Origin of the sequence: Brevibacterium antiquum (genome assembly GCF_016107655.1) — a bacterium.
GTDB lineage: Bacteria > Actinomycetota > Actinomycetes > Actinomycetales > Brevibacteriaceae > Brevibacterium > Brevibacterium antiquum.
The window spans coordinates 104,754-130,309 of the sequence record NZ_JABASX010000006.1; the positions used below are offsets into that span (position 1 = coordinate 104,754).

24 protein-coding genes are annotated in these 25,556 nt (G+C 64.0%); 14 read left to right on the forward strand and 10 right to left on the reverse strand.

The window, feature by feature from the left end:
* Positions 1-191 precede the first annotated feature (191 nt).
* Positions 192-602: an NAD(+)--rifampin ADP-ribosyltransferase gene (gene arr, locus JFC13_RS11480; RefSeq protein ID WP_198397209.1), complete on the forward strand. Its 411-nt coding sequence runs from the start codon at positions 192-194 to the stop codon at positions 600-602.
* Between the two features lie 54 nt (positions 603-656).
* Positions 657-1,832, forward strand: coding sequence for an MFS transporter (locus tag JFC13_RS11485; RefSeq protein ID WP_332839393.1), 1,176 nt, complete (start codon positions 657-659; stop codon positions 1,830-1,832).
* A 45-nt stretch (positions 1,833-1,877) separates the two neighbouring features.
* On the opposite strand, the gene ltaE is transcribed toward JFC13_RS11485, so the two are convergent.
* From ltaE to JFC13_RS11525, 8 genes are all read right to left on the reverse strand, one after another.
* Positions 1,878-2,906: a low-specificity L-threonine aldolase gene (gene ltaE, locus JFC13_RS11490; RefSeq protein WP_198397210.1), complete on the reverse strand. Its 1,029-nt coding sequence runs from the start codon at positions 2,904-2,906 to the stop codon at positions 1,878-1,880.
* 4 nt (positions 2,907-2,910) lie between these two features.
* Positions 2,911-3,393, reverse strand: coding sequence for a carboxymuconolactone decarboxylase family protein (locus JFC13_RS11495; protein ID WP_198397211.1), 483 nt, complete (start codon positions 3,391-3,393; stop codon positions 2,911-2,913).
* Positions 3,394-3,396: 3 nt separating this feature from the next.
* Positions 3,397-3,765, reverse strand: coding sequence for a GNAT family N-acetyltransferase (locus tag JFC13_RS11500; RefSeq protein WP_198397212.1), 369 nt, complete (start codon positions 3,763-3,765; stop codon positions 3,397-3,399).
* On the reverse strand, positions 3,762-4,841 hold the full coding sequence (locus tag JFC13_RS11505) for a pirin family protein (protein ID WP_198397213.1): 1,080 nt from the start codon (positions 4,839-4,841) through the stop codon (positions 3,762-3,764). Before JFC13_RS11505 ends, JFC13_RS11500 begins: the two co-directional genes overlap by 4 nt.
* A gap of 54 nt (positions 4,842-4,895) precedes the next feature.
* Complete coding sequence (locus tag JFC13_RS11510; RefSeq protein WP_198397214.1) at positions 4,896-5,339, reverse strand: MarR family winged helix-turn-helix transcriptional regulator; 444 nt, start codon at positions 5,337-5,339, stop codon at positions 4,896-4,898.
* A 170-nt stretch (positions 5,340-5,509) separates the two neighbouring features.
* A complete protein-coding gene (locus JFC13_RS11515) occupies positions 5,510-5,884 on the reverse strand; it encodes a GNAT family N-acetyltransferase (protein WP_198397215.1) in 375 nt (124 codons plus the stop codon).
* An 88-nt stretch (positions 5,885-5,972) separates the two neighbouring features.
* Positions 5,973-8,270 carry an MMPL family transporter gene (locus JFC13_RS11520; RefSeq protein ID WP_198397216.1) on the reverse strand — a complete coding sequence of 766 codons (2,298 nt, stop codon included), beginning with the start codon at positions 8,268-8,270 and terminating at the stop codon, positions 5,973-5,975.
* A 91-nt stretch (positions 8,271-8,361) separates the two neighbouring features.
* Positions 8,362-9,483 (reverse strand): helix-turn-helix domain-containing protein, encoded by a 1,122-nt coding sequence (locus JFC13_RS11525; protein ID WP_198397217.1) that lies wholly within the window; start codon positions 9,481-9,483, stop codon positions 8,362-8,364.
* Positions 9,484-9,703: 220 nt separating this feature from the next.
* On the opposite strand from JFC13_RS11525, the gene JFC13_RS11530 reads away from it, so the two are divergent.
* From JFC13_RS11530 to JFC13_RS11550, 5 genes are all read left to right on the forward strand, one after another.
* On the forward strand, positions 9,704-11,821 hold the full coding sequence (locus JFC13_RS11530) for a hydantoinase/oxoprolinase family protein (RefSeq protein WP_198397218.1): 2,118 nt from the start codon (positions 9,704-9,706) through the stop codon (positions 11,819-11,821).
* A 10-nt stretch (positions 11,822-11,831) separates the two neighbouring features.
* On the forward strand, positions 11,832-13,808 hold the full coding sequence (locus JFC13_RS11535; protein ID WP_198397219.1) for a hydantoinase B/oxoprolinase family protein: 1,977 nt from the start codon (positions 11,832-11,834) through the stop codon (positions 13,806-13,808).
* Between the two features lie 222 nt (positions 13,809-14,030).
* Positions 14,031-14,285, forward strand: a complete 255-nt coding sequence (locus JFC13_RS11540) for a hypothetical protein (RefSeq protein WP_198397220.1) — start codon at positions 14,031-14,033, stop codon at positions 14,283-14,285.
* 284 nt (positions 14,286-14,569) lie between these two features.
* A complete protein-coding gene (locus tag JFC13_RS11545; RefSeq protein WP_198397221.1) occupies positions 14,570-15,190 on the forward strand; it encodes a type 1 periplasmic-binding domain-containing protein in 621 nt (206 codons plus the stop codon).
* Between the two features lie 73 nt (positions 15,191-15,263).
* Positions 15,264-15,749 carry an ABC transporter substrate-binding protein gene (locus JFC13_RS11550; protein WP_232488530.1) on the forward strand — a complete coding sequence of 162 codons (486 nt, stop codon included), beginning with the start codon at positions 15,264-15,266 and terminating at the stop codon, positions 15,747-15,749.
* Between the two features lie 62 nt (positions 15,750-15,811).
* Here JFC13_RS11550 and JFC13_RS11555 read toward each other — a convergent pair whose 3' ends face one another.
* A complete protein-coding gene (locus tag JFC13_RS11555; protein WP_198397223.1) occupies positions 15,812-16,849 on the reverse strand; it encodes a phosphotransferase in 1,038 nt (345 codons plus the stop codon).
* Position 16,850: 1 nt separating this feature from the next.
* Positions 16,851-18,161, reverse strand: coding sequence for an aspartate aminotransferase family protein (locus JFC13_RS11560; RefSeq protein ID WP_198397224.1), 1,311 nt, complete (start codon positions 18,159-18,161; stop codon positions 16,851-16,853).
* A gap of 224 nt (positions 18,162-18,385) precedes the next feature.
* On the opposite strand from JFC13_RS11560, the gene JFC13_RS11565 reads away from it, so the two are divergent.
* The 7 genes from JFC13_RS11565 to JFC13_RS11595 are packed head-to-tail and all read left to right on the forward strand — an operon-like array spanning position 18,386 to position 24,894.
* Positions 18,386-20,170 (forward strand): dihydroxyacetone kinase family protein, encoded by a 1,785-nt coding sequence (locus tag JFC13_RS11565; RefSeq protein ID WP_198397225.1) that lies wholly within the window; start codon positions 18,386-18,388, stop codon positions 20,168-20,170.
* A complete protein-coding gene (locus tag JFC13_RS11570; RefSeq protein WP_198397226.1) occupies positions 20,167-20,622 on the forward strand; it encodes a ribose-5-phosphate isomerase in 456 nt (151 codons plus the stop codon). The genes JFC13_RS11565 and JFC13_RS11570 overlap by 4 nt, the downstream gene beginning before the upstream one ends.
* A gap of 3 nt (positions 20,623-20,625) precedes the next feature.
* Positions 20,626-21,447 (forward strand): triose-phosphate isomerase family protein, encoded by an 822-nt coding sequence (locus JFC13_RS11575; RefSeq protein ID WP_198397227.1) that lies wholly within the window; start codon positions 20,626-20,628, stop codon positions 21,445-21,447.
* Entirely contained in the window at positions 21,444-22,217 is a 774-nt protein-coding gene (locus JFC13_RS11580) for a GntR family transcriptional regulator (protein WP_198397228.1), read from the forward strand. The genes JFC13_RS11575 and JFC13_RS11580 overlap by 4 nt, the downstream gene beginning before the upstream one ends.
* Complete coding sequence (locus JFC13_RS11585) at positions 22,214-23,158, forward strand: sugar phosphate isomerase/epimerase family protein (protein ID WP_198397229.1); 945 nt, start codon at positions 22,214-22,216, stop codon at positions 23,156-23,158. Before JFC13_RS11580 ends, JFC13_RS11585 begins: the two co-directional genes overlap by 4 nt.
* A complete protein-coding gene (locus JFC13_RS11590; protein WP_198397230.1) occupies positions 23,155-23,964 on the forward strand; it encodes an SDR family NAD(P)-dependent oxidoreductase in 810 nt (269 codons plus the stop codon). The genes JFC13_RS11585 and JFC13_RS11590 overlap by 4 nt, the downstream gene beginning before the upstream one ends.
* Positions 23,965-24,003: 39 nt before the next feature.
* The gene (locus tag JFC13_RS11595; protein WP_198397231.1) at positions 24,004-24,894 is read left to right on the forward strand and encodes an NAD(P)-dependent oxidoreductase; all 891 of its coding nucleotides are present in this window, start codon (positions 24,004-24,006) and stop codon (positions 24,892-24,894) included.
* Positions 24,895-25,556: the final 662 nt, after the last annotated feature.

Sequence of the window (25,556 nt, forward strand, 5' to 3'; positions counted from 1 at the left end):
CGTCAGCTGTCCCAGCGAGTATGGCCCATCGAGGCCGGCCCCACCCCAAGGTCTCAACACTCGGGCAGGGATCTCAGAGGAAGGTTGCTTCACCGACAACGGATCTGAGCGGACAGGAAGGACCGTCCGCATTGTCAGTGTAGCTTTCCGATCTGAGCCTCATGTGCAGGTTCCACACGTATATTCGTCACATGTCTGAAGCACTCGACGAAGGCCCGTTCTTCCATGGGACAGGGGCTGCTCTGCAGCCAGGCGACCTGCTGACTCCGGGATTCAATTCGAACTACCGGCCCGAGGTGGTCATGAACCACATTTACTTCACCGCCATGACGGACGGTGCCGGGCTAGCGGCCGAGGTCGCAGCCCTCGACGGGCACCCTCATGTCTACGAGGTCGAACCGACCGGGGGCTACGAGGACGACCCGAACGTCACGGACAAGAAGTTCCCCGGCAACCCCACACGGTCCTATCGCAGCACGGCTCCGCTGAGGGTGCTGCGCGAAGTCACCGGGTGGAAGCGGCTGAGTCCAGATGAGCTCCAGTCATGGAGGGATAAACTGGCTGCCCTGCTCGCCGATGACAGCGCCGAGATCATCAACTGACACTTCCCGGACAGTGGATCTGGGCCGTAACCACGCGGAGTACAGTAGTCGATCGTGAGTGATGCAGCCGTCCAACCAGGCCCGACGCGTCCCCCGCTGTCGATTTCGCTGGCCGCATTCGTCTCCAGCTTCGACCGTTTCGCGATCAGTCCGCTCATCGTTCTCGTGGCCCACGACCTCGGCGCGACCCTTGCCGAAGCGCTGACGATCGCCAGCGCCTACTTCCTGGCCTACGGCGTCAGCCAACCCGTATGGGGGATCCTCTCCGACAAGCTCGGGCGGGTTCGCCTGATGAAGTGGACACTCCTCGCCGCGGCCCTCACAGGCGTGGCAGCGACCTTCGCCCCGACGCTGAGCATCCTCGTCATCGCTCGCGCTCTGTCCGGTGCGTTCTACGGAGCCATCGTCCCGACCTCGATGACCTATGTCGGCGACACCGTCGACGAGGCGAATCGTCAGCCCGCACTCACCGATCTCATGGCCGCCATCGCCCTCGGAACCGCGAGTGCCACAGCGTTGGCCGGGGTCCTCGCACATTTCATCGACTGGCGAGTGGTCTTCGCCATCCCGGCCGTCCTCGCCGTCGGATGCGCCTTCGGTCTGCGCCGACTGCCTGAACCGCCCCGGGAGCAGCAGGGTAGCGTCGTTGCCACCATCCGTGCCGCGATCACCCACCGGTGGGTGCTCATCGTCATCGGCCTGGCCTTCATCGAAGGCGCCGTGGTCCTCGGGGTCCTCACCCTGCTCGCCCCGGCCCTGCAGTCCCAAGGCACCGGCGCGGCGATCGCCGGCCTGGCCACCGCCGCCTACGGTGTCGGCGTCATCATCACCAGTCGCATGGTCAAGGCCCTCAGTTCTCGTCTGTCAATGCCGCGGCTCATCGCAATCGGCGGCAGCGCGACGGTGCTCGCCTTCGGACTCCTCGCCGCGCACCTGTCGATCACCACGGTCATCATCGCCGCACTCCTGCTCGGCGCGACCTGGTCCTTCCAGCACTCATCCCTGCAGACCTGGGCGACCGGTGTTCTGCCGCAGGCCCGCGGGACCGTCGTCTCATTCTTCGCAGGCACCCTCTTCGCCGGAAGCGCAGTCGGTGCCGCGTTCGGCGGTGGACTCGGCGACAAGAATCAATGGACGCTGCTGTTCGCGATCACGTGCGCCGTCGGCCTCGTGCTCACCGTATCCATCGTGGTCAGCCGCCGCATCTACGCGGGTCCGCGCAAGAGCTGAGTTGAACTGAGCTGAACTGAGTTGAGCTGAGCTGATCCGACGAACCTACCGTCCGAAGAACTCTTTGCACGCTCGACGGACGTTCTCGATCGCCTCGTCGTCGATGTCGAGGTGGGTGACCCAGCGCAGTTTGCCGTGTGCGCCGCCGGTGATGATGCCGCGTTCGGCGAAGAACCTGGCGAACGCGGACATGTCGACACCGTCCGGGGACAGAAAGACCATGTTGGTCCGTGCTTCACCGGCGCCGAGCTCCGGGAAGTCTGCGAAAACCTCTGCCAGGCGGGTCGCACGGTCGTGGTCCTCACGCAGACGCTGGACGTTGTTCTCAAGTGCGTAGATGCCTGCGGCGGCGAGGACACCGGTCTGGCGCATGCCCCCGCCGAGCGTCTTGCGGATGCGCTTGGCCCGACCCACCAGCTCCTTGGTCCCGACCAGCAGCGCACCCACTGGGGCGCCGAGGCCCTTGGACAGACACAGTGAGATCGAGTCGAATCGACCCGTCAGTTCCCAGGCTTCGCGGCCGGTGGCCACAGCAGCATTCATGATCCGTGCCCCATCGAGATGAGTGGCCAGACCACGGCTGCGCGCCAATTCGGTCGCCTCCTTCACGTAGCCCTCGGGCAGAGGACGACCGTTGAAGGTGTTCTCCACCGTCAGCAGCCGGGTGATCGGATTGTGAAAATCATCGGGCTTGATCGCCGAGGTGATCGCGTCGAGATCGATGATGCCCTCGGGTTCGTTGGGCAAGGGTTGGGGCTGGATCGATCCCAGAACTGCTGCTCCCCCGCCCTCGTCGCGGTAGGCGTGCGCGGTCTGACCGACGATGTACTCATCACCGCGTCCGCAGTGGGCCATGATCCCGGCGAGGTTGGCCTGAGTTGCCGACGGGAAGAACAGTCCCGATTCCTTCCCGAGGATTTCGGCGGTCATCGACTCCAACCGGTTGGTCGTCGGGTCTTCGTCATAGACTGCGTCGCCCACCTCGGCGTCGGCCATGGCCTTGCGCATTCCCGCGCTGGGTTTGGTCACGGTGTCGGAGCGGAAATCGACCCGCGGACCATCTGTTGCGTTCATGCGCTCAGACCTCCGCCTTCCGGGGGTGGGCGACCGGGTGGTTACTGGCGATCGAGATGCGGTTGAACGAGTTGATGAGGATCACGGTCCATTCGACCGCTGAGATCTGCTCCGCGGAGAGAAACTCACCAGCCTCGGTGGCGATCGCATCACGATCAGCGGCTTTGTCGATGATGGTCAGCGTCTCAGCCAGAAGCAGTGCGGCCTTCTCCTGATCGTCGAAGATCTCTGCCTCACGCCACGTCGGAAGCACGTCGAGTTTGATCTCGTCGACGCCGGCCTGCCTGGCGGCCGGGGCGTGGATGCTCAAGCACGTGCGGCATCCGTTGATTTGGGAGACCCGCACGTTGACCAGTTCGAGGAGTCCATCGCTCAGGCCTGTGGCCCGCGCGGCCTTCCGCGAGGCGGCCGCGGCCTGGACCATGGATTTGTAGACCTCGGGGTGGGCCTTGTCGATGTAGGGACGATTGACGTTGACTCCTGCCACCGTTCAGGCCTCCCGTTTGACGAGGTCGATGTCTGCTCCGGTGGCCTTGCGGAAACGACCGCCTTCGGCCACGTAGTCGTCGCCGGTCTCATTGAGCTTCTTGACGAACAGGAGGCAGACCGGCACGACCGTCACGCCTTTCTCTCGGCTGTCAGCCAACGCTTGGGCGACGAGGACCTTGGAGAGTCCACGTCCGCCGAAGGCCTCGTCGACGACCGTGTGGTAGAAGATCCGCTCGGTCTCCGGTCCGGGCAGGAAGTAGGCGTGCCCCGCGACCTTTCCGTCCTCAACGGTGATGACGTAGGACTGACCCTGTTCGTCGAGGTCCACATGCACGTCTGCGCCGGTCGAATCCTTGAGTGCTTCGCTCATTGTTCTGTCTCCTTCTTCGCTGTGGTCTCGGGTCCGCCTTGGACATGTGGAGGCGGGTTCTTTCGGGCTTTGATGACGACGTCGGGCAGCCTCGGCGCGGGAAGCCTTCCGAGACCCTCGGCGTTGGATCCTGGCCCGCCCTGGCCGACATAGCCCTCGACCTCGCCGAACCGTTCACCCTCGTCCTGCCATTCCTGCCGGAACCGGCTGATCTCCTCGTGGGTGCGGCCCACGAAGTTCCACCACATGACGATCTGCTCGGGGAAGGGTTCCCCGCCGAGGAGGACGATCCGTGCCGTGGACTCTCCGCTGTTGCTGATCCGCATCTCTGTGATTCCGACCCCGGTGTAGCCGATGGCATTGACCGGCAGCGGAACGTTCTCGACGGCGATGTCACCGGAGTCGACGAGGACGCCGTGTTCGAAGGTCTCATCGATGGGCAGGTCGATGCTCGCGCCGGGGTCCAGGCGGATCTCCGCGCCGAGGAGCGGCGAATGGGTGCTCACCGGTGAGGACGAACCCCACAGCTCACCGAGGAAGACGAGGAATTCGCCTCCGTCGAAACGAGTGGCCTCGGGCGCGAAGTGCTCGAATTCGCGTGCTTCCTGATGGCGGGAGCTCTCGGGCAGGGCCAGCCACAGCTGCACACCGTGGAGGGTCGAGGTGGACTCCGTCGAGACCTCGGAGTGGCAGATGCCGCGGCCGGCAGTCATGAGGTTGACCTCCCCGGGCAGCACGAGCCCGGTGTGCCCACCGGAGTCGATGTGCTCGATGGCACCGTCGAAGAGCCAGCTCACGGTCTGCAGACCCGTATGCGGGTGAGGGGCGACGTCCATGCCGCCCGAAAGCCCCACGTCGTCGGGACCGTAGTGGTCGACGAAACACCACGGGCCGATGAGCGACCGTTGCCGCTGCGGCAGAGTCCGGCGCACGGTCATCGCCCGGGGCCCGCCGAGGGGGACGTCCCTGGCCGTGATGATCTCGACCGGGGCTCGGCCCTGCACATCGCATTGTGGTCCGGGCAGGCCGCCTGCCCGGCAGACCACTTGGTCCGGTTGGGCTTCGACGTTGCTCATTGCGGTCTCCTTCTCACTGCCGAACCACCTCGGCGATCATTGCCTGTTTTGCCGTCATTGCTCGATCGGTTCTGCCGGTTGTGGATGGATCCTGTCGATCAGTCGAAGAAGCTCGCCGAGGTTGTCCTCCGTGAGTGCGGAAAAGGCGGTCCTGACGACATCGGCATTGGTGCGCGCGGATTCGCGTTTCAGTCTCAGCCCTTCGGGTGTCAGCGCTACGCACACACCGCGCTGATCGGCGGAATCGGCTGACTGGCTGACCAGTCCTCGCGTCTCCAGGCGGCGCAGCAGGCGTGAGAGTGCGCTGCGGCTGAGCACGATCTCATCCAGCAGCTCACGGTGACGGATCGTGGTCGTCGAGGGAATGTTGACGAGGGCGTCGAACTCAGTGGCGGTGAGGCCGTGATCGGCTCGGAACCGGGCCTCCAAGGCGTCGACGAGGTCCGCGTGCGTCTCCAGCATGCGTCGCCAGACCCCGATGGCGCCAGACAGCTCCATGGATCCTCCCCTGGTCATCTCGGCACCCATCATGAATCGCGGTCGAACCGACGGTTCGACTCGGCGCATCTGCACAATTTGTTGCATCAACAACAATTCCACAGTCGGATGCCGAAGTCCAGGGTCATTCCGGCCGCAGCAATGAACGGCGAGGGCCGGGTGTGACCGGGTCAGACGTTCTGCTTCACATACTCCACGTCAGCCTCGGTCGCCCAGCGGAAACGGCCGCCGATGGCGAGAAAGTCGTTGCCGTGCTCTTTGAGGCGTTCGGCAAACAGCGGACAGACAGGCACCACAGTCTTCATGCTGTCGCTGCTCTCCTTGAGCGCGTGGGAGACGAGGATCTTCGCCAGGCCGCGACCGGAGAATTCCTCGCCGACTTCCGTGTGATACATGATCCTCTCGGCCTCCGATCGGGGACCGACGAGGTAATGGGCCCGCCCGGCCACCTCGCCTGAGTCGTCTCTGACCACGAACGCCGAGTTCTGCTCATCGTGTTCCACTCTGACTCTGGCACCGGTGGAATCCTGCACTGTTTCAGACATGTTCAAGCCTCCTCGATCGGCATCACTTCCATTGTGCATGCGCGAGGCGGCCCTGCCCATCCCCCTACGGGAATCGCTTCGGGCTCGCCTACCTGTCGTCGATCGGGATGCGCTTCCGCCACGGCCACCATATGCGTCGGCCGATGTCGTGGACGAGGGCCGGGACGACGAGTGAGCGCACGAGGATGGCGTCGAGGAGGACGCCGAAGGTGACGATGAAGGCCAGCTGGAACAGGAACATGACCGGGATGACCGCGAGTGCGGCGAAGGTCGCGGCGAGGACGATCCCCGCCGAGGTGATGACCCCGCCCGTGGCCACGAGCCCGGACAGCACGCCCTTGCGAGTGCCCACGCGCAGCGACTCCTCACGCACGCGGGACATGAGGAAGATGTTGTAGTCGATGCCCAGCGCCACGAGGAACACGAACGCGTACAGGGGCACCGATGGGTCGGCCCCGGAGAAGCCGATGATGTGGTTGAACACCAGAGCGGAGACCCCGAGCGCCGTGCCGAAGGACAGTACGGTCAGCGCCACGAGCAGCAGAGGGGCCAGCAGCGACCTCAGCAGCAGGATGAGGATGACGGTGATGACGAGAAGGATGAGCGGGATCGCCAGGGCGCGGTCTGCCTCGGCGGTGGTGTTCGTGTCGAGGTCGACCGCCGTCTCCCCGCCCACAAGCGCCTCGGCGTCGACATCATGGACGGCGTCACGGATCGAGGTGACGGTGTCCTCGGCCGCGAGGGAATCGGCTGCGTCGGACAGCGTCGCCTCGAGCAGCACCTGCCCGTCGACCTCGGTGGGTGCCGGCTGTGATGCGGGCTGCGTCGACTGTGCGTCGGGCCCGCCCTGGCCCTGGGGTGCTTGGTCCTGAGGTGTCTGCAGCTGTCCGTCGCCGTCGATGGCGAGAGTTCCGCTTGGCGAATCATTGGCCACGACGGTCATCGATTCGACCCCGCCGAGGCTGCCCACGGCTTTCGCGACATCCGTGAGCTGGTCTTCGGCCACGACGATCTGAGTGGGCGAACCCGACCCGCCGGGGAAATGCTCGGACAGGACAGCTTGGCCGTCGCGGGCCTCGGATTCGCCGAGGACGAAGTCACTCTGCGCCACACCCGAGGCCTTGAATTGAGGGAATGCGATCAACGGGAGGGCGAGGAGGACGACGAGAGCGATCCAAGTCACTCGCGGACGCTTGGCGACCACCTCGGCGATGCGATTCCACAATCCCTTCTTCGCCGGTGCACTCTTGGCCGTGCGCATCTGCGGGCGGAAGGGCCAGAACACGGCACGGCCGATGATCATCAGGGCCGCGGGCAGGAACGTCAGTGCCGCGAGCATCGCCACGAGGATCCCGATCGCCGCCACCGGACCCAGCGCCCGGGTCGACGCCAGATCGGTGAGCAGCAGGACCAGGAGTCCGGCGATGACGGTCCCACCTGATGCCGCAATCGGTTCGAGGACACCCCTGAACGCTGCCAGCCCCGCTCTGACTCTGTCGCGCTCGGTCAGCAGAGCGTCACGGAAGCGAGCGACGACGAGGAGGGAGTAGTCGGTGGTCGCGCCGACGACGAGAATGAACAGAATTCCTTGGACTTGCCCATTGATGAGGAGGATTCCGGCGTCGGCGAGATGCCAGATGACGAAGATCGAGGCCGAGAGCGCTGCCACCGAGGTGAAGAGCACGATGACCGGCAGCAGGGGTGAGCGGTAGACGATGATGAGGATGACGAAGACCGCGATGAGTGCGACGAGCAGGAGGATACCGTCGATGCCGGCGAATGCCTCAGAGAGATCGGCGGAGAACCCGGCCGGGCCAGTGACGTGGATGGAGACCCCAGTGCCACTGTCGCTCCTCGTGCCGTCTGTGCCGTTCGTGGTGGGGGAGAACTCATCGGTGATGAGCGACCGGATGGCTTCGACGTCCTCGGCTGTGGTCTCGGACGAGATGGGAAGGATGAGTTCGAGGGCGTCACCGTCCTCGGCCGGGATAGCAGGTGAAGCCTCGGCGGCCAGCAGTCCTTCGTCGCCAAGCGTCTTCGTCAGATCATCGAGATCTTCAGTGTCCTGGTCGGTGATGCCATCGCGGTTCTCGAGGACGACGATCGCAGGGACGTAGTCATCATCGCTGAACTCGTCGATGAGCGACTGCGCCTTCGTCGATTCTGCAGACTCCGGCAAGAATGTCGATCGATCGTTCGTGGCGACCTCGGAGATCTTGCCGAAGTACGGTCCTCCGACTCCGGCGATGCTGACCCACGCGACAAGCAGAACGGCGAAGAGGGCGATGAGCCAGTGACGAGCGGGGACGGGCCGAGCTTCGTGCGTCGACGGCGTCGGTTCCGGATCGGGCGCCGCGGGCTCGGTTGTCAGCAAACGGTGAGGCATACAGCCACTCTACGGTGTCGGACACGCCGTCAGATCTGACTCCTGCCGTGGCGAGCGCCGGACTCCCCCGGACTGCACTTCGCGGCGGCATTCACTCGCCAGAGGGCGGGCGGCGGCACTCGAGCGCGATGACGACGTCTGCGATGGTTCGAGGATCGCTGAGGCGACCTCCGAGGCTCCCTTCGATCTGACCGATTCTGTACCTCACGGTGTTCTCATGGACCTGCAGACGCCGGGCCGTGGCGGCGATCCCACCGGCGCACTCAACGTAGGTCGTCAACGTCGCCCACGACTCCGGACTGACCGCGGTATTCTCGAGGAAGCGCTCGGCGATCGCGTGGTCGGAACGGGAGCTCATCCTCGCTCCGGCCCATTCGACGGGACGCATCGTTTCGACCCGAACGAAAGCTCCCGGGGCCGCGGCGACGAGGGCGACATCGGCGGCACGCAGCATCTCCGGGACCTGACCCAGTCCGGTGAAGGGCTCCGAGATCCCGACCCCGATGACGGCGACGGAGAAATGCCCCTCGATGTCGAAGTCCTCGGTGCACAGAGCCGTGTGCTCGATTCTTGAGGCGGCGTGCCCGACATCGGCGACGACGATTCCCGGCTGTGGGGTCGGAGAGGCCCCCGTTGCCCCCTGAGCGTTCGCCTCCAGCTGAGCCCGGACGACCCGGACAGACCGGTAGGGCGGGAAGCCGAAGCTCTCCAGTGCGCGCCAACGGGCCGGCTCACGGCCCGGCGAGACCCCTGCCTCGAGATCGCGCATGAGACGCGAGGACTCCTCCTGGCGGGTGCTGATCGAAAAGGACTCGAAGCCCTCGAACGCGTGGAGGATCTTGGCGAGCGTGTCGAGGACGAGGCCGACTTCGACACCGGAAGCCCCGGGCCCCCGTCGCATTGCTTCCTGCTCCTCATGGACGGCGATGACGATCGAATGCTCCCGCTGACGGATCCGCACCGCACGCGCGCACACGATCCACCGCCCGATCTGTGTTTCCTCTGCGCTTCCCGGGGCGGCTGAGAGCAGCCACTCGGAGATGAGGTGGCTCGGTGCCGCACCGACAGCCCTGATCACCTCGCCGAGCTCGTTGACCACCAGACCTGAACCTCGAGACACGGCCGCCGCTCTCTGCAGGACGGAGCTGAGGGGATCAGTCGTGCCCAGAGCGGCCAGCAGTTCCTCGAAAACACGCTCACGCGACTGCTCCATGGCCTCTCCTCCGATTCAGACAGACGCCCCGCACACGCCATCGTCGTTCAGGGTGTTCCCAGGTTCGCTGCTGCACAGGCTGCGCGGGTGCACCACCTGCGCAGGCACGTTCCGTTTGTGATTTCCACAATACCAGTGACACGATCTTTGACTTCTTCCATTGACGTCCACCCCTGCCGCCGACCAGGATGTCGTCAAGATCACAATCAAAGGAGATCTCGTGGCCAATCTCAGAGTAGCCGTCGACGTGGGCGGCACATTCACCGATATCTGCATCTTCGACGAATCCACCCAGACCATGCGGGTGACGAAGGTGCCTTCCACACCCGACAATCCGATGACCGCAGTGCTCAAAGGCGTCGAGCGAGCGAAGATCGACCTCAGCGATGTCGAGCTCTTCTCCCATGGCACGACGGTGGCGACGAATGCGCTCATCACCCGTCGTTTCCCCAAGGCGGCGATGGTGACGACGAAGGGATTCCGTGATGTCATCGAAATCCGCGATGGCACGAAGGATGACCTGTGGGACGCCTATTCGGACGTGTCCGGTCCCTACATCCGACGTCGTGACCGCTTCGAGGTCACCGAGCGCATCGACTATGCGGGCAATGTCGTCACCGCCCTCGACGAGGACGAGGCCCGCCGGCTCGGCCGCCTGCTGCGCAAGCGGGAAGTCGACACCGTGGCGGTCTGCTTCATCAACTCCTACGCGAACGTCGAGCACGAGACGCGGATGCGCGAGATCCTCGCAGAGGAGCTTCCCGGGGCCAATATCTCCACCTCGGCGGAGATCCTTCCCGAGATCTTCGAGCACAGCCGCTTCAACACCACGGTGGCCAACGCCGTGCTGGGCCCACTCGTCTCAGGCTATGTCGAGAACCTCGACTCGAGCCTCACTGCAGACGGCTACGCCGGCGAGCTCCTTCTTCTTCACTCCGGGGGTGGTTCGATGACCTCGGAGATGGTCAAGCGCTTCCCTGTCCGGCTCGCCGCCTCCGGCATCGCCGCTGGCGCGATAGCCGCCCAGCACGTCGCCGAACAGTGCGGCTTCGCCAACGCCGTCGGACTCGATATGGGCGGAACCTCCACAGACATCTCGCTCATCGCAGACGGTGAGCTGCGTGAGACCAACGAGTGGGAGGTCGAGTACGGCCACCCGATCGTCTTCCCCAGCATCGAAGTGCTCACCATCGGCGCCGGCGGAGGCTCACTGGCCCATATCGACATCGCCGGGTCGCTGCGCAACGGCCCGCAGTCCGCAGGAGCCGATCCCGGTCCTGCCTGCTACCGCCGGGGCGGCACCGAACCGACGAACACCGACGCGAACCTGTGGATGGGACGCTTGGGCACCGACCTGGCCGACGGCGAGATGACCCTCGATCGGGAGAGTGCGAAGTCCGTGATCGAGGACCGCATCGCCGGCCCTCTCGACCTCGAAGTCGACACTGCCGCCGATTCGATCATCAAAGTGGCCAACGCGAATATGGCCGATGCCGTGCGTCTCGTGTCAATTCGTCGCGGGCTCGACCCCCGCGACTTCGCGCTCATCGCCTTCGGCGGTGCGGGCGCGCTCCACGGAGCCGACGTCGCCAGAGAACTCGGCATCCCTACCGTCATCATTCCTCCCAACCCAGGGGTCACCTCGGCGCTGGGCTGCCTCCTCGTCGATATTCAGCACGATCTTTCACAGATGTACACCGGCGCTGCGAGCAGTGCGGACGCTGAGGCCGTCGAAGAGCTCTTCGGAGAACTCGAGCGAGCAGGACGCGAGCGCTTGCGCCACGAGAAGGTCGATGAGGCAGACTCGGTGCTCCAACGCGGGATCTCCATGCGATATCAGGGGCAGTGGCGTTCCCTGCAAGTCTCGATCGGCACCGGACCGGACGCACTGGCCGAAGCCGTCCAGCTCTTCCACGAAGAGCATGAGAAGCAGTACGCCTTCCGCCAAGACGCGACGCCGGTGGAGATCTACCAACTCCACCTCAAGGCTCTCGGCAAGACCCCGAAGCCCAGCTTCAAGCCAGCACCCACCGGAAACGGGGACCCAGGAGAGCCGATCGAGACCCGTGAGGTCCTCTTCGACGGCACCTGGCACCGCACGCCGGTCTACCAGCGCGAGAATCTGGCCTCGGGAGCTGCCTTCATCGGCCCAGCGATCCTCAATCAGATCGACTCGACCACAGTGATCCCGCCGAATTCCTCGGCCGTGATCGACGAGTGGCTCAATATCCGCATCAGTCTCATCGACGAGGACTCGAGCAGCGCCGAGGCCCAGAGCGCCGAGGCCGATGGAGCAGAGTCCATCGCCATCCCAGCCCCCGCCCAGAGCGACGCGTGAGGAGAGAACAATGACCACGATCGCGACCACAAAACGCCCGTCCACCCTCGACCCGGTGACCTTCGAAGTGCTCAAGAACGCCTTCACCACCAGCGTCGATCTCATGAGCGAGCAGATCCTGCGCACCTGCTACTCGTTCGTCATCTACTCTCGGGACTTCTCCTCGGCGCTGTGCGACAAATACGGCAACACGGTCATGCAGGGCAGCGCAGACATCGCCGTTCACGTCGGCACTCTGCACTTCCAGTGCAAGGCAGTGATGGAGGAATTCGGCGATGACATCAACCCCGGAGACGTCTTCCTCATCAACGACCCGTATCGGGGTGGGACCCACTTCAACGATGTCAGCTTCATCCGCCCGATCTTCTCCGAGGACGAGATCATCGGCTTCGCCCAGAACAAGGGCCACTGGGCAGACATCGGCGGCTCGGTGCCGGGCTCCTTCGACGTCTCCGCCTCTGAGCACTTCGGCGAGGGACTGCGGATCACTCCGCTGCGCGTGTGGCACAAGGGACGCTTCCTCCATGATGTCGCGCAGCTGCTCGTCTCAAACACCCGGGCCCCCGACCAGGCCCTGGGCGATCTCAATGCTCAGGCCGAGGCGACCGCTGTGTGTGAGCGCGAAGTCCTGCGCCTCGTTGACAAGTACTCGAAGGACACGGTCCTCGATGCGATGCAGGAAACCCAGGACTACGTGTGCCGGACGGTGCTGGCGAGCCTCGGCGACCTGCCGCGCGGAGAGTGGGAGACCACGGACTTCCTCGATGGCGATCCGGCCAAAGGGGAGGGCCTGGTTCCGATCCGGGTCAAGCTCACGCTCGATGGAGAGGGCATCCACTACGACCTGACCGGGTCCGCCGAGGCGGTCTCCACCTTCCTCAACTCGGGCTACGGCACGACGTTCTCCGCGATCTACGCGGGCACGAAGACCTTCTTCCCCGAGGTGCCGCTCAACTCCGGGTTCTATGAGGCGGTGACCGCCGACATCGGCGAGGAGGGCACCGTGGTCAATGCTGGTTGGCCGCATGCAGTGACCGGATTCTGTTCCGGGCCGTATGAGAAAGTGATGAATGCAATCTTCGAACTGTGGTCGCATGTCATGCCCGAACGGGCCATGGCCTGCGCCTTCAACCTCGAGTACCTGCTGGTGGGAGGCCATGATTCGCGAGTGAAGTCGAGCCCTTACTTCATGTGGTACGACTGGATGGCAGGCGGCTGGGGCGGCCGGTCGACGAAGGACGGATCCTCGGCGACCTCGCCGGTCTTCGGCACCGGACTCGCCGTGCAGCCGGTCGAAGGCCAGGAACGGCTCACACCAGTCATCACCACCCAGCATTCGATCAACACCGATTCGGGCGGACCCGGTCGCTTCCGCGGCGGTTGCGGTGTCAACAAGGGCGGAATCCTCACTGACGCCGCAGGAGCGGTCATGAGCTACTGCTGCGACCGAGGGCGGTCGACGACCTGGGGAATCAACGGCGGCCTGCCATCGATCCCCCATGGCGTGTGGCTCAATCCCACGTCAGAGGACCCGCAGTATCTGGGAGCGACGTTCTCAAACGTCTCCATCTCCCCTGGCGATACGTTCGAGCGGCCCAGCGCTGGTGGTGGCGGCTTCGGCGATCCGCTCGAGCGCACCACCGCTGAGGTACTCGAGGATGTCATCGACGGCTACGTCTCCATTGATCGCGCCGCGAAGGACTACGGCGTCGTCATCACGGAGGTCGACGCCGAGCTCGACGAATACGAGATCGATGAGACAGCTTCGACGAAAATGCGTGCACAGATTCGTTCGGAGCGCGCCTCCTGGCTGGATGCTGATCCCGCCGAGGTGGCCCGCCGTTATCGCGACAGTGAAATCACGGTCCATGACGTCGTCCGGAAGTACGGAGTCGTTCTTGACTGGGGTACCGGTGAATTGCTGCCGAAGTCGACAGGACAGTTCCGCGAAAGCATGCGGGCCCGGTCAGGGGCGCACTGGGGCTGATTGCCAGAGAGCTCTAAACCCACGAGAGCATCCCGTGACACTGCGCAGTGTCACGGGATGCTCTTTGTCGAACTTTCCTCGGCGACAATCTCACCGGTTTGGTCACCCTGTTTATCGAATCGTGATGTCTGCAATGGCATATATGGGTGATTCCACGCATTCACTGATCGGATTAGCCGAGCAGAATCGCAGTGAACTTGGTCGTCATCAAAGGAGATACCCATGTCAACGACAGTGACCCGATCCAGATCCGAAAAGCGACCGCTCGGAGCAAAACGCGCAATCCTGGCCAGCAGCTTCGGCAACCTCATGGAAAGCTACGACAACCTTGTCTACGGTTATCTGGCGATCTCGCCGATCTCTTCCATTCCAATGCGATCGCTCCCGCCCGTGTGGTCAGCACTTTCGCAGCAGCAAGGACCTGGTCGCCAGTTTCATATGGCTGCTGAGCCCCTCGTCGCGCTTGGTCAATGGTGAAACCATTTCGGTCGACGCCGGTGGTCATCTTGGCCGGAAGGACGAGGTAGCCCCGCTGGACCATGCTGACTGAGCAGGAGAGCTTCACCATCCGGGCGACCCGGGAGGGCGTGGATTCGCGGCCCTCCACCGGCCGTTGCTCTTCGACCCCCTGACCGACACGTGAGCAATGTTCTGTCCCGACTTGGCTTCGACAATCGTGGCCAGATCGCTTCTCTCGTGGCGCTCACAGGAGATGGCCTCTGCCTCTTCCGCACAGCGACACACTATACGACCGCTCAGCTGTGCTCGCCTCGCTCTCGGCGAGAACCACTCAGGATGCTTCTGCGCCCGCCGAAGACACGACAGATGTCACCGAGCGGTTCCGCATCGGATCTCTCATTCCTGCCGGACCAGATCGTTTCGACGATGCCCTTGCGATGTCCAGGGGAGAGGACCTCGCGAGAACGACGAGCCTACGCGGAGTTGCCCCGGAGTCCGATCGGACAGTCGAGATCATTCGCATACAGAGCCCCGAGGAATCTGCTCAGGACGCCCTGCAAATGCTCATCGACAAGGGCATTCATGCGCTCGTCCTGGGAAACTTCAGTCCGTCGATCGCTCACCAACTTCTGACCTGCACCAAGGATCTCGGACTCCCCCTCCTCCCTTCGATGGTTGACACTCGACTGCGCGGTTTCGTCGGGCCCACGACCCAGTTCGGCCATATATTCCAGATGTGCGCCGATGAGACCGTCTACATCCGCGCCTTCGCCTCGTACATCGACAAGCAGCTGAGCTCAGAGAGCGGATCGAGCAGAATCACCTTAGTGCTGCGCAGCGACGAGAGCCCTGCCGTACAAGATGCCTTCCAACAACTCATCGAGGGGTCTCGAACCGGAGCAAGTGCAGGTTGTGGGGTATGACGACGCGACGGTCAGTTGGGCTTCACTATCGTTGGAGATCCAGCAGTTTCGTCCACATGCTGACTATCTCGGCGTGTATCTTGAGGCATCTCTGCCCGCTGTCCTCGAGAAGCTGCAAGGCGCGAGAGTGAAGAGCCGCTTCTACTGCGTCTGGGTACCCGGCATTCCAGGCTTCATCGAACGGTATCCGGAACTTACAGAAGGGCTCATCTGGACCACACTGGTGGGAAACTCGGGCAACTACTTCGGGACTCGATTTCGCCGCGCCTTCGAAGCAGAATATGGCTCCGACCCGGGCATCGGAAGCGCCGCGATCCATTCCGATATGATCGCCCTCCTGAAACGCGCCTGGTCCCAAGCCCATCACAGTACCCACGCCGATGACCTTGTCGCGACTCTCCAAGAGGTTCAGTTCCAGGGCGTCACCGGCAGCTTCCATTTCGAAAATGGCCGTCGCAAGGCGCTCTGCTACCCCTTTGACACCGACGATCCCACCATCGGCCAACCGTGCCTGACCTTCGTCATCGCCACTGGCCGGTCGAAACCGCTCGACATATGACTTGGCCCTTCCCCGAGTCGGCCCCGATGATCACCCGTTGAAGAGATCGTCGTCCAGCCGCCTCACACCTGTGGCACTCCGACACCGGCAAGGTGGTCGATGAGTGGCCAGGTGAACTTCGACCGCATCAGCGCGTACTCGTTGTCTTCGGAATCGAGCGCGCGCGATTGCCACTGTGCCCAGTTCATGCACAGCCGCATCAGTGCCATCTCACCGACGACCTCGAGTTCCTCCGATGTCGGTTCGGTGATTGAACGGTAACCGTCGACGACGGCCCCGAACGCCCGTTCGGGGGCGTCTTGGCGCAGCATTGCATAGCCGGCGGAGATCGCCAGGTCCGAGATGCGCGGTGCGAACACCGCGTCGTTGAAGTCGATGACTCCGGCCACAGAGGTGCCCTCGTCATTGAGAACGACGTTGCCGTCATGAAGGTCATGGTGGATGACGGTCCAAGGCAGCCCCTGCATCCTGGGAAGCACAGTCGTTCGGAACCGGTCTGCGATCTCGCGAACGATTTCGATCTGCCCCACGTCTGCTATGCCTTGAGTCACTGCTCGCGCCTCGAGCACGGTCAACGACTCCCCAACGATCTCCGGACCACGGTGGAGCATCCATTCGTGTTGGCGAACCGCCTGGGGCATCGTCACTGCCCTCAGCGCACGCGTGAGCCGCGCCGAGGCCTCCCCCAGGGACATCAGCAACTCGGTGTTGAATCTGCTCGATTCGCTCCTGTCGTTCATCAGTCGCCCGGAAATCCAGGTGACGACGCGCACGAGGAACCGAGCCGTTCGCACATGCTTACGCCCATCCAACGTAGGCAGAATGATCGGGGTCGCGAAGTTCACTTCGCTGCTGACTGCCGCAGCGTCAAGAACGGTCTCCTGCCACCTGATGACCTCCTCGCTGAGGTCGACGGTACTCACCTTAGCCAGCAGCAAGCCACGATCGGGGTCGTAGAAACGGATATTTGTGTCATATTCGCCCTTATACAATTTCGGACTGCGTACGCAGAAGCCGTATTCGCGTTCTACGACGGCAACCACCTCGGCGACGTCTGCATTTCCAGCAGTCGTGGAAGACAGTATGGAATCACTCGCCATCTCAGGCACCATCGCCAATCGGTCTGGTTCTTGAACTCTCGAAGACCTCGAGCCTGTCGAGAGCACGGCCGAAACCTAGTGCTAGTTCCCGCAGCTGCTCATCGGTGATGACCAACGGGGGACGGATCTTCAGGACAGTCCCTGAACTGCCCGTTGAGCTCACGAGGATCCGCTCCTCATAGAGGCGCTCGACCATTGTCTTCGCTCGCCATGCTGCAGTTTGAGTTGAATCGGCTGCGGTCTCTGCAGTGCCGAGCACCTCGAAGTCGACTCCGACCATGAGCCCGTTCTGACGTACCAGCGCAGGCAGCGTCGATCGGTCAATCTCCTTGACCAGGAGTTTTCTCAACATTGCTCCACCGTCATTGGCGCGAGTGGTCAGGGCACCGGATTCGAGTTCGGTGAGAACCACCTCAGCTGCGGCTATCGGCACTGCCGTCCCCGCGAACGTGTTGAAGTAGCGCTGTTGTGCACCAAAGGCTTCGAACACCTGGTGGGGGCCGAGCACGGCAGACACCGGCAGGCCGTTTCCCATCGGCTTACCCAGGGTGACGAGGTCGGGGACGACACTGAGTTGCTCAAATCCCCAGTTGGTTCCCGTCCGCCCGAATCCGGACTGCACTTCGTCAGCAATGTAGAGCCCGCCGAGTTCACGCACGGTACGTGCCGTCACCTCGAGTGACCGCGATTCGATGATCCCGTCGCTGGTCACTGCCGAGTCCAGAATGAAGGCTCCGAACGGATGACCTCGATCGTCTAGTTTCTCAGCCGCGTCTCGAAGAGCAGCGGCCAGCATTTTGTCGAATTCCGGGTGTCCCCAGGCCGGCAGCTCGAGTGTTTCGACATGCACGCCGATTCCGGGGCCCACAAGACTCGGAGAGATCGCGGCCACCGCCGAGGTGGTCCCGTGATAGGCGTGGTTTGTGACGATGACGCCGTCGCGGCCGGTGGCGTGTGCCGCCAACCGCAGTGCAAGGTCATTGGCCTCAGAACCGCTGCAGGCGAACACTACAGATTCGAGCGGTTCCGGAAAAGTCGCGACGAGGCGTTGCGCATAGTCGACAATCGCTGTGTCCACATACCGTGTGTGAACATTCGCACGCCCGAGCTGCACATCGACGGCCTGCCTGACCTCGGGCACTGAATGTCCGAGCACAGGAACGTTGTTGTATGCGTCGAGATAGCGGTTCCCATTGACATCGGTGATGGTGCAACCGGCAGCAGATTCGACGATGAGCGGACTGGAATAGAACGTCCGGTATGTCCCGCCTAGAACGCGCTCTCGCTTCGAAGTCACAGTCTGATCTGTCATGGCACCTCTTCATCGTCGAACTCACGGATTCCAGTGCTCTGCCCCTCCACCTCCGCCATGGCCACTCTAAGTGCACTCGCATCGACAGTGAAGCACTTCCCAGATCGCGGACCGAGGCACCTGTTGCCTGCACAACTCCCAACCGCCTGTTTGCCTCATTCCCTTGCACTCGACGTGAAATCCTATAGGATCTATGAAATAGGAATCAGTTCGAAGGGGAACTCGTGACCCGATTATTCAATGACCCGAATGACTTCGTCTCCGACATGTCGCGTGGTTTTGCGCTCGCCTCGTCTCGCTGGGTGCGAGCCGTCAACGGCGGAGTCGTGCGTTCCACCGCAGCAAATGAGCCGACGGTCTCGCTCGTCATCGGAGGCGGCAGCGGCCACTTCCCTGCCTTCTCCGGACTCGTCGGCCCGGGACTGGCGCACGGCACGGCCATGGGCAACGTCTTCGCCTCACCGTCGACGAAGCAGATCATGTCCGTGGCCCGCGCCTGCGACCAGGGCCGGGGCGTCCTCTTCAGCTACGGCAACTACGCCGGAGACGTCCTCAACTTCGACCAGGCCCAGGAACAGCTGCGGGCCGAAGGCATCGATGCGCACACGGTCGTCGTCACCGACGACATCTTCAGCGCCCCCAGCGGAGAGATCGAGAAGCGTCGCGGCATCGCCGGTGACCTCGTCGTCTTCAAGGTCGCCGGAGCCGCCGCCGAGGCGGGCCTCGATATCGCCGAAGTAGAACGGCTGGCTTCCCTGGCGAACGATCGCACCCGGTCGATCGGAGTCGCGTTCTCCGGCTGTACCCTTCCCGGGGCCGATGAGCCTCTGTTCACAGTGCCAGACGGGCAGATGGCCATCGGGTTGGGCATCCATGGAGAACCGGGGATCGACGAGGTCCCCCTCCCCAGCGCAATCCAGCTGGCCGAACTTCTCGTCGCACGACTCCTCGCCGAGGCACCCGATCGGTCGAAACGAGTTGTTCCCATCCTCAACGGCTTGGGAACGGTCAAATACGAAGAGCTCTACCTTCTCTACGGACTCATCGACCCTCTACTCAGAGATGCCGGCTACGAGCTCGTCGATCCGGAGGTCGGTGAGTTCTGTACGAGCTTCGACATGGCCGGGCTCTCCCTCACCCTCCTGTGGCTCGACGATGAACTCGAACTGCTGTGGGCCGCTCCCTGCTCATCGGCCGCGTTCACCCGCGGGGAACTCGGGACCCCGCATCTGCCGACATGCCTCGCCGGACAGGACTTCCCGCAGGAACAGGTGAACACCGCAGCACTGGCTCCCGCCTCGGCAGCTTCACAGCAGCTGGGCAGAGAAGCCTCCGCCGCCATCACGCGAATCGCCGCAGTCCTCGATGACGCTGCTGGTGAACTCGGTCGCCTGGACAGCGTTGCCGGAGACGGCGACCACGGAATCGGGATGCAGCGCGGATCGAAGGCAGCAGCACGCGCCGCAGCTGACGCAACCGCCGCCGGCCACGGTGCCGAGGCGGTATTGTCCGCGGCCGGTGAAGCCTGGGCCGACGTCGGAGGAGGCACCTCCGGAGCGATTTGGGGACGGATCATCGGCACACTTGCGGCAGGGTTCGCCGGCGACTCCCGCCCAACTCCCTCTTCGATGACTGCTGCCATCGATGCCGCAGTCGATGAAGTTCGCTCGTTCGGTGGAGTCGAGGTCGGCGAGAAGACACTTCTCGATGCACTCGTCCCCTTCGCCACCGAGTTCTCCCGTGCCGTCAGCTCCCCGGGCGACGACTCCACGCCGTTGGTTCTCGCCCGGGCGACCACGTGTGCCGCGCACGCAGCGACTCAGGCGGCCCAGTCCACTGCAGACCTCGTCGCGATGCGCGGCCGGGCCCGCTCCCACGGAGATCGAAGTGTGGGCACACCGGATCCGGGCGCGATCTCCCTGGCGATGATCGCCTCGGCGATTGCCGAACAGTTCGCCTCCGACACATCCATACCTGTACCTACCGAGCGAAAGGCAGCGCGATCATGACCCTGCGAGTGGTCGTCGGATCCGACGACGCGGGATTCGACTACAAAGAGATCATCAAGTCCGACCTCGGAGATGACGCACGCATCACCTCGGTGGTCGACGTCGGAGTCGACTCCGAGTCGCACACCTTCTACCCCTCCATCGCGACCACCGCGGCCGAAATGGTGGCCCGAGGCGACGCCGATCGCGCGATACTCATCTGCGGCACCGGGCTCGGTGTCGCGATCGCGGCGAACAAGGTCAAGGGCATCCGAGCCGCCACAGCACACGACCCGTTCAGCGTCGAACGCTCGGTCCTGTCCAACGACGCCCAGATCCTCTGCATGGGCCAACGCGTCATCGGACTCGAACTCGCCCGTCGCCTGGCCCGGGAATGGATCGGCTACACCTTCGATCCGACGAGCGCCTCAAATGACAAAGTGGCACAGATCAGCGCCTACGAGTCCCGCTGATCCATGACTGACACTTCCTCGCTCGCACGCTCTTCGCCACCGTCACCCGCTCTCCCGGACCGGCTCATCGGAATCAGTCTGAAGATGTACATGTCCCACGCGCAGACAGTGGACTGGGCCTACAGGGCCACCGAACTCACGCACGCCCACCCGGCAGTCACCTCCGGGGAGGCAGGGCTGGTCCTCCTCCCCCAGTTTCCGTCGATCCCCGCTTGTCTCGACGTACCCGGCCCGCTGCAGATCGGGGCCCAGAACCTGTCCGCCGAGGATCCCGGTGCTTGGACAGGGGAGGTCTCCGGGGCCGTGCTTGCCGAACTCGGCTGCCGCTACGTCGAAGTGGGCCATGCCGAACGTCGTCGACACTTCCATGAGACCGATGACATCGTCCGCGCGAAGATCGCCGCCGCTCTGCGACTCGGGCTAGTCCCCATCCTGTGTGTGGGAGAGGAATCCAGCGGTACACCGGAATCTGCCGCCGCCGAGGTGGTCGCTCAGATCCGCTCGGCCCTGCCCACAACGGCCGGTGACCAGCCACCCGAGAGCGGCGTCGTCATCGCCTATGAACCTATGTGGGCGATCGGTGCGCAGCGGCCCGCCGCCCCGGATCACATCCTCGCCGTCTGCGAAGCGGTGCGTGCCCGCACTCGCATCCACTTTCCCAGTCTCGACTTCCGCCTCATCTACGGCGGAAGCGCGGGACCTGGTCTCCTCACCCGCCTCGGCCCCAGCGTCGACGGACTCTTCCTCGGCCGCTTCGCCCACGATCCCGAATCAGTGCCGAGAATCCTCGATGAACTCGCCGATGTCATTATGCTGAAATCATGAATGCACAGCCTCCGATCCCCCGCGCAGACATCGAACGTCGCGGACTCCGCGACCTCGTCTACGAACACATCCTCGAAATCCTTCTCACCGGAGAGATCTCCCCGGGCGAAAGAGTGTCCATCGACGGATTGGCCCGACGGCTCAATGTCTCGCCGACCCCCGTGCGGGAAGCACTCGTCGACCTCGAACGCACCGGTCTCGTCGTCCGCGAGGCCCTGCGCGGCTACCGCGTCTCACCACCGCTGGAACGCGGACAGCTGCAAGAGCTCTTCATCGCCCGGGAAACGGTGGAAACCGCGGCGACACGACTGGCCACACCGGCCGATGACAAGCTGCTCAGCGCGTTGGCAGCCGCCCACGCCGAGCATGAGAAGGCCGGTGACCGAGTGCGAGAGACGGCAGAACAGGGCGACGAAGCCACCGAAAGACCCGAAGAGGCGCGCCGGGTCCGGGTGAGCGCAGCACAGGAGTACTTCGCCCGCGACCGGGACTTCCACGACAGGATCCTCGAGCACTGCGGCAACCGCTACCTCGTCACGATGTCACAGGACCTGGGAGCACAGGTTCACCGCCTGCGACAGGCACTACCCCACGGCATCACCGACGTCAACGAAGCTCTGGCCGAACATCGCGCCATCATCGAGGCCTTCGCCTCACCGGACCCGACTGCACCGGAGGCGGCCATGCGCCACCACATCAGGATGGTCGCTCACCGCGCACTCGTCGAAGACCCTCAAACTCCCACCCAAGAGAACCACGAGGACCCATGAGCCCCACCCATCACACCATCGCCTGCTGCATGCACGGCTTCTCCCCCACCGATTCCAACGGCCTGCCGCTCCAGGAAGCTGCCCCGCAGACGTGGGCCGGAATCTTCTCCACGCTGACGGGTCTCGGGTTCAGCGCCCTCGAGATCGCCGACAGCCATATCCGCCCCGCCGATCTCTCAACTGAACGCCGTGCCCTCCTCAAAGATCTTGCCGCCTCGGCGGGAGTCGAGCTCACCTCCATCCATGTCCAACGCCAGTCGATCATCGACCCCCACCGTGGGGAAGCCAACCTCGACTACGCGCACCGAATGATCGATGCGGCCGCCGAACTCGGCTGCCAGGTCTTCTCCACCGGGCTCCATCAGCCCTTCTCCCAGGCCCAACGCGAGGCCCTGTGGTTCTGGACGGCGAAGGGCTGGACCGACCCCGCCGACCCCGAGATCCGCGCCCTGGCCGTCCGACGCCTGCGGGAGTTGGGCCGGCACGCCGCCGAGGTGGGCCTGCCCATGTCCTTGGAGATGTACGAGGACACGTACCTGGGCACCGCCGAATCCGCTGTCCGTCTCATCGAGGAGATCGGACTCGACAACGTCGGCCTCAATCCCGACATCGGCAACCTCATCCGCCTGCACCGCCCCATCGACGACTGGCGGGAGATGCACGAACTCACACTGCCCTACGCGAACTACTGGCACATGAAGAACTACCAGCGCGACGAGGCCGCCGACGGCTCCTGGTTCACGTCCCACCCGACGACGATGCGCAACGGCCTCATCAACTACCGCGCAATGGTCACCCGCGCCGTGGAGCTCGGCTTCAACGGCCCCTTCCTCATGGAGCAGTACGGGGGCGACAGCCTCGGCGTCTGCGCGGAGAACAGAACCTACTTCGAAGGGCTCCTCACCACCGCCCAATCAACGAAAGGCACGACCGGCCCATGACACCCTCGTCTCCTGACTCCCAATCATCGATCTCCCTGGGACCGGCCTTCCCTGCCGAACGCACCGCGGTCCTCACCGGTGTCGGCAGCGCGAACGGAATCGGCCGCCACACCGCGCACCGCCTGGCACGCTCCGGCTGGAACCTCGGACTCATTGCCCGCCGCACCGACGAAGCCCAGGAACTCGCCGCAGAGATCACCCAAGAATACGGAGTGGCCGCCCTCGGCATGGGCGTTGACGTGACTCGATCAGCAGAGATCGCAGAGGCGGCGGCCGCCTTCGAAGCGGGCCTGCCCCAGATCGTTGCGCTGGCGAACTTCGCCGGCGTCTCCTCCTCGACGACCTACTTCGAGATCACCGACGAGGAGTGGGCTCGGGTGATGACGAACAACCTCACCTCGACGCACCTCGTCACTCAGGCCTTCGGACGCATCATGGCGAACAACGGCTTGGGCCGCATCATCGGCCTGTCCTCGGTCACAGCGCAGAAGGGCGGTGGAACATTTTCCAAAACCGCCTACGCCGCAGCCAAGGCCGGGATCGTCGGCCTCATGCGCGGTGTCGCCCTGGAACTCGGCCCCTACGGGATCACCGCGAACTCGGTGTCCCCTGGCCCCGTCGACACCGATATCATGGGCGGCCCGCTCGATGACGAACGCCGCGAGACGATGGGGGCCGCGACCGCCCTGGGACGAATCTCTGTGCCCGAAGATGTCTCTGCCACCGTGGAATTCCTCATCAGCGAGGGCGCCGGACACATCACGGGCCAAACCCTGAGCATCAATGGCGGGCTCTACTTCCACTGATTTCCCACGCTCACATCAATCCGATCCAATGGAGGATCCATGACCGTCAGCACAGATCACATCACGTTCGTCGGCATCGGGGCCATCGGCCTGCCCATGGCCCTGCGACTGCACCAGGCAGGATTCCATGTCACGGGCGTCGACCCGTTCCCGGGGCCCCGGGAACGTGCCACAGCGGAGGGACTGCCGACCGAGGAACGACCGCTGTCTGCAGACTCCGCAGGCACGGCCATCGTCATGGTGGCTGACGGCAATCAGCTCAAGCAGGCACTCGATGGCGACGAGCAGACCGGGTCTCCCGGATTGCTCTCACTCATGTCGCCGGAATCGGTGCTCATCATCATGAGCACCGTGGGCCCCGACGCGGTGCGAGCTGCGGCAGAGCGCGCCGAAGAGCGTGGCATCGGCGTCCTCGACGTTCCCGTCACCGGGGGCATCGCCGGTGTTCTGGCGGGGACCCTGCGGATGCTCGCCTCAGGTCCACAGGAGGTGCTCGAGTCGCGCCGGACGGTTCTCGAATCCCTCGGAACGATCATCGACTGCGGCGAGAGAATCGGAGACGGGCAGTCGTTCAAAACGGTGAATCAGCTGCTGTGTTCAGTCCACGTTGTGGCCGCTGCCGAGGCACTGTCGCTGGCCGAGCGGCTGGGACTTGACCAGGCAAAGGCCCTCGAGGCCATGACTGCCGGTGCCGCGAACTCGTGGATGCTCGGTGATCGCGGCCCCCGGATGCTCCAAGGTGTTGACGTCGAGGTGGCCAGCGCCGTCGGCATCCTCGTCAAGGACACTGCCATCGTCGCCGAGGTGGCCGAAGGCCTCGACATCGAGCTGGCGCTGCTCCCCGTGGCCGCCCGGAAATTCGGCGAGGCAGCAGAACTGGGTCACCTCCGCCGCGACGACTCGCAGGTGATGCGGACCTACGAGGTGTAAGGGCCGCCCACCGCCGCAGCAGTGCGCCCACACGGTCGCTCGGGCCTTCCCTGCTGAAGTCTCGACATGCGTTCAGACGGGCCCGACAGTCGGCTTCCAAGAGGCCGGCTCGATCGGCCGAGCCGCCGCCAAACGCAGCACTTCAGCCAAGCTGGCCGCAGGATGGAAAGGCGACGACGCCTTCCTCAACGACGCCTCAGCCGACGCACTCAGACAACCAGTTGACGAACGAGATGTGGATGTAAATGGCACCCCTCCCACCGTAAGTGGCTATAAGGAATTCCCTGCACGCGCGCACGAGGCAGGAACTCCACCAGGAGCCGCTGCGGCCCTCACCCTCAGAGGCGGCCGATGGCCGCCCGAGCACCGCCCCAGCACATCGAACGTTGCCAGCGTGGCCATGTCACGTAACGCCAACCAGCAAAGACGAGCGCGGTCTTGCCGGTCGTGAGTGGGCGCGTCGAGTTCCAGCCCTGAGAAAGCTCTCAGACAAGCATCTGAGGTTCTTGGCCAAGGACTTTTTCGCCGCAGGCTGGACGATCCGGGATCTCATCACCGCCCTCGACTCATTCCCGGACGGTTGAGCACATGGGCAGCTCATGGCCGGCCAGTGGGTGCCCTACTCGGGAGCTGATGGAATCCCCGCAGCTCGCCTCGGACAC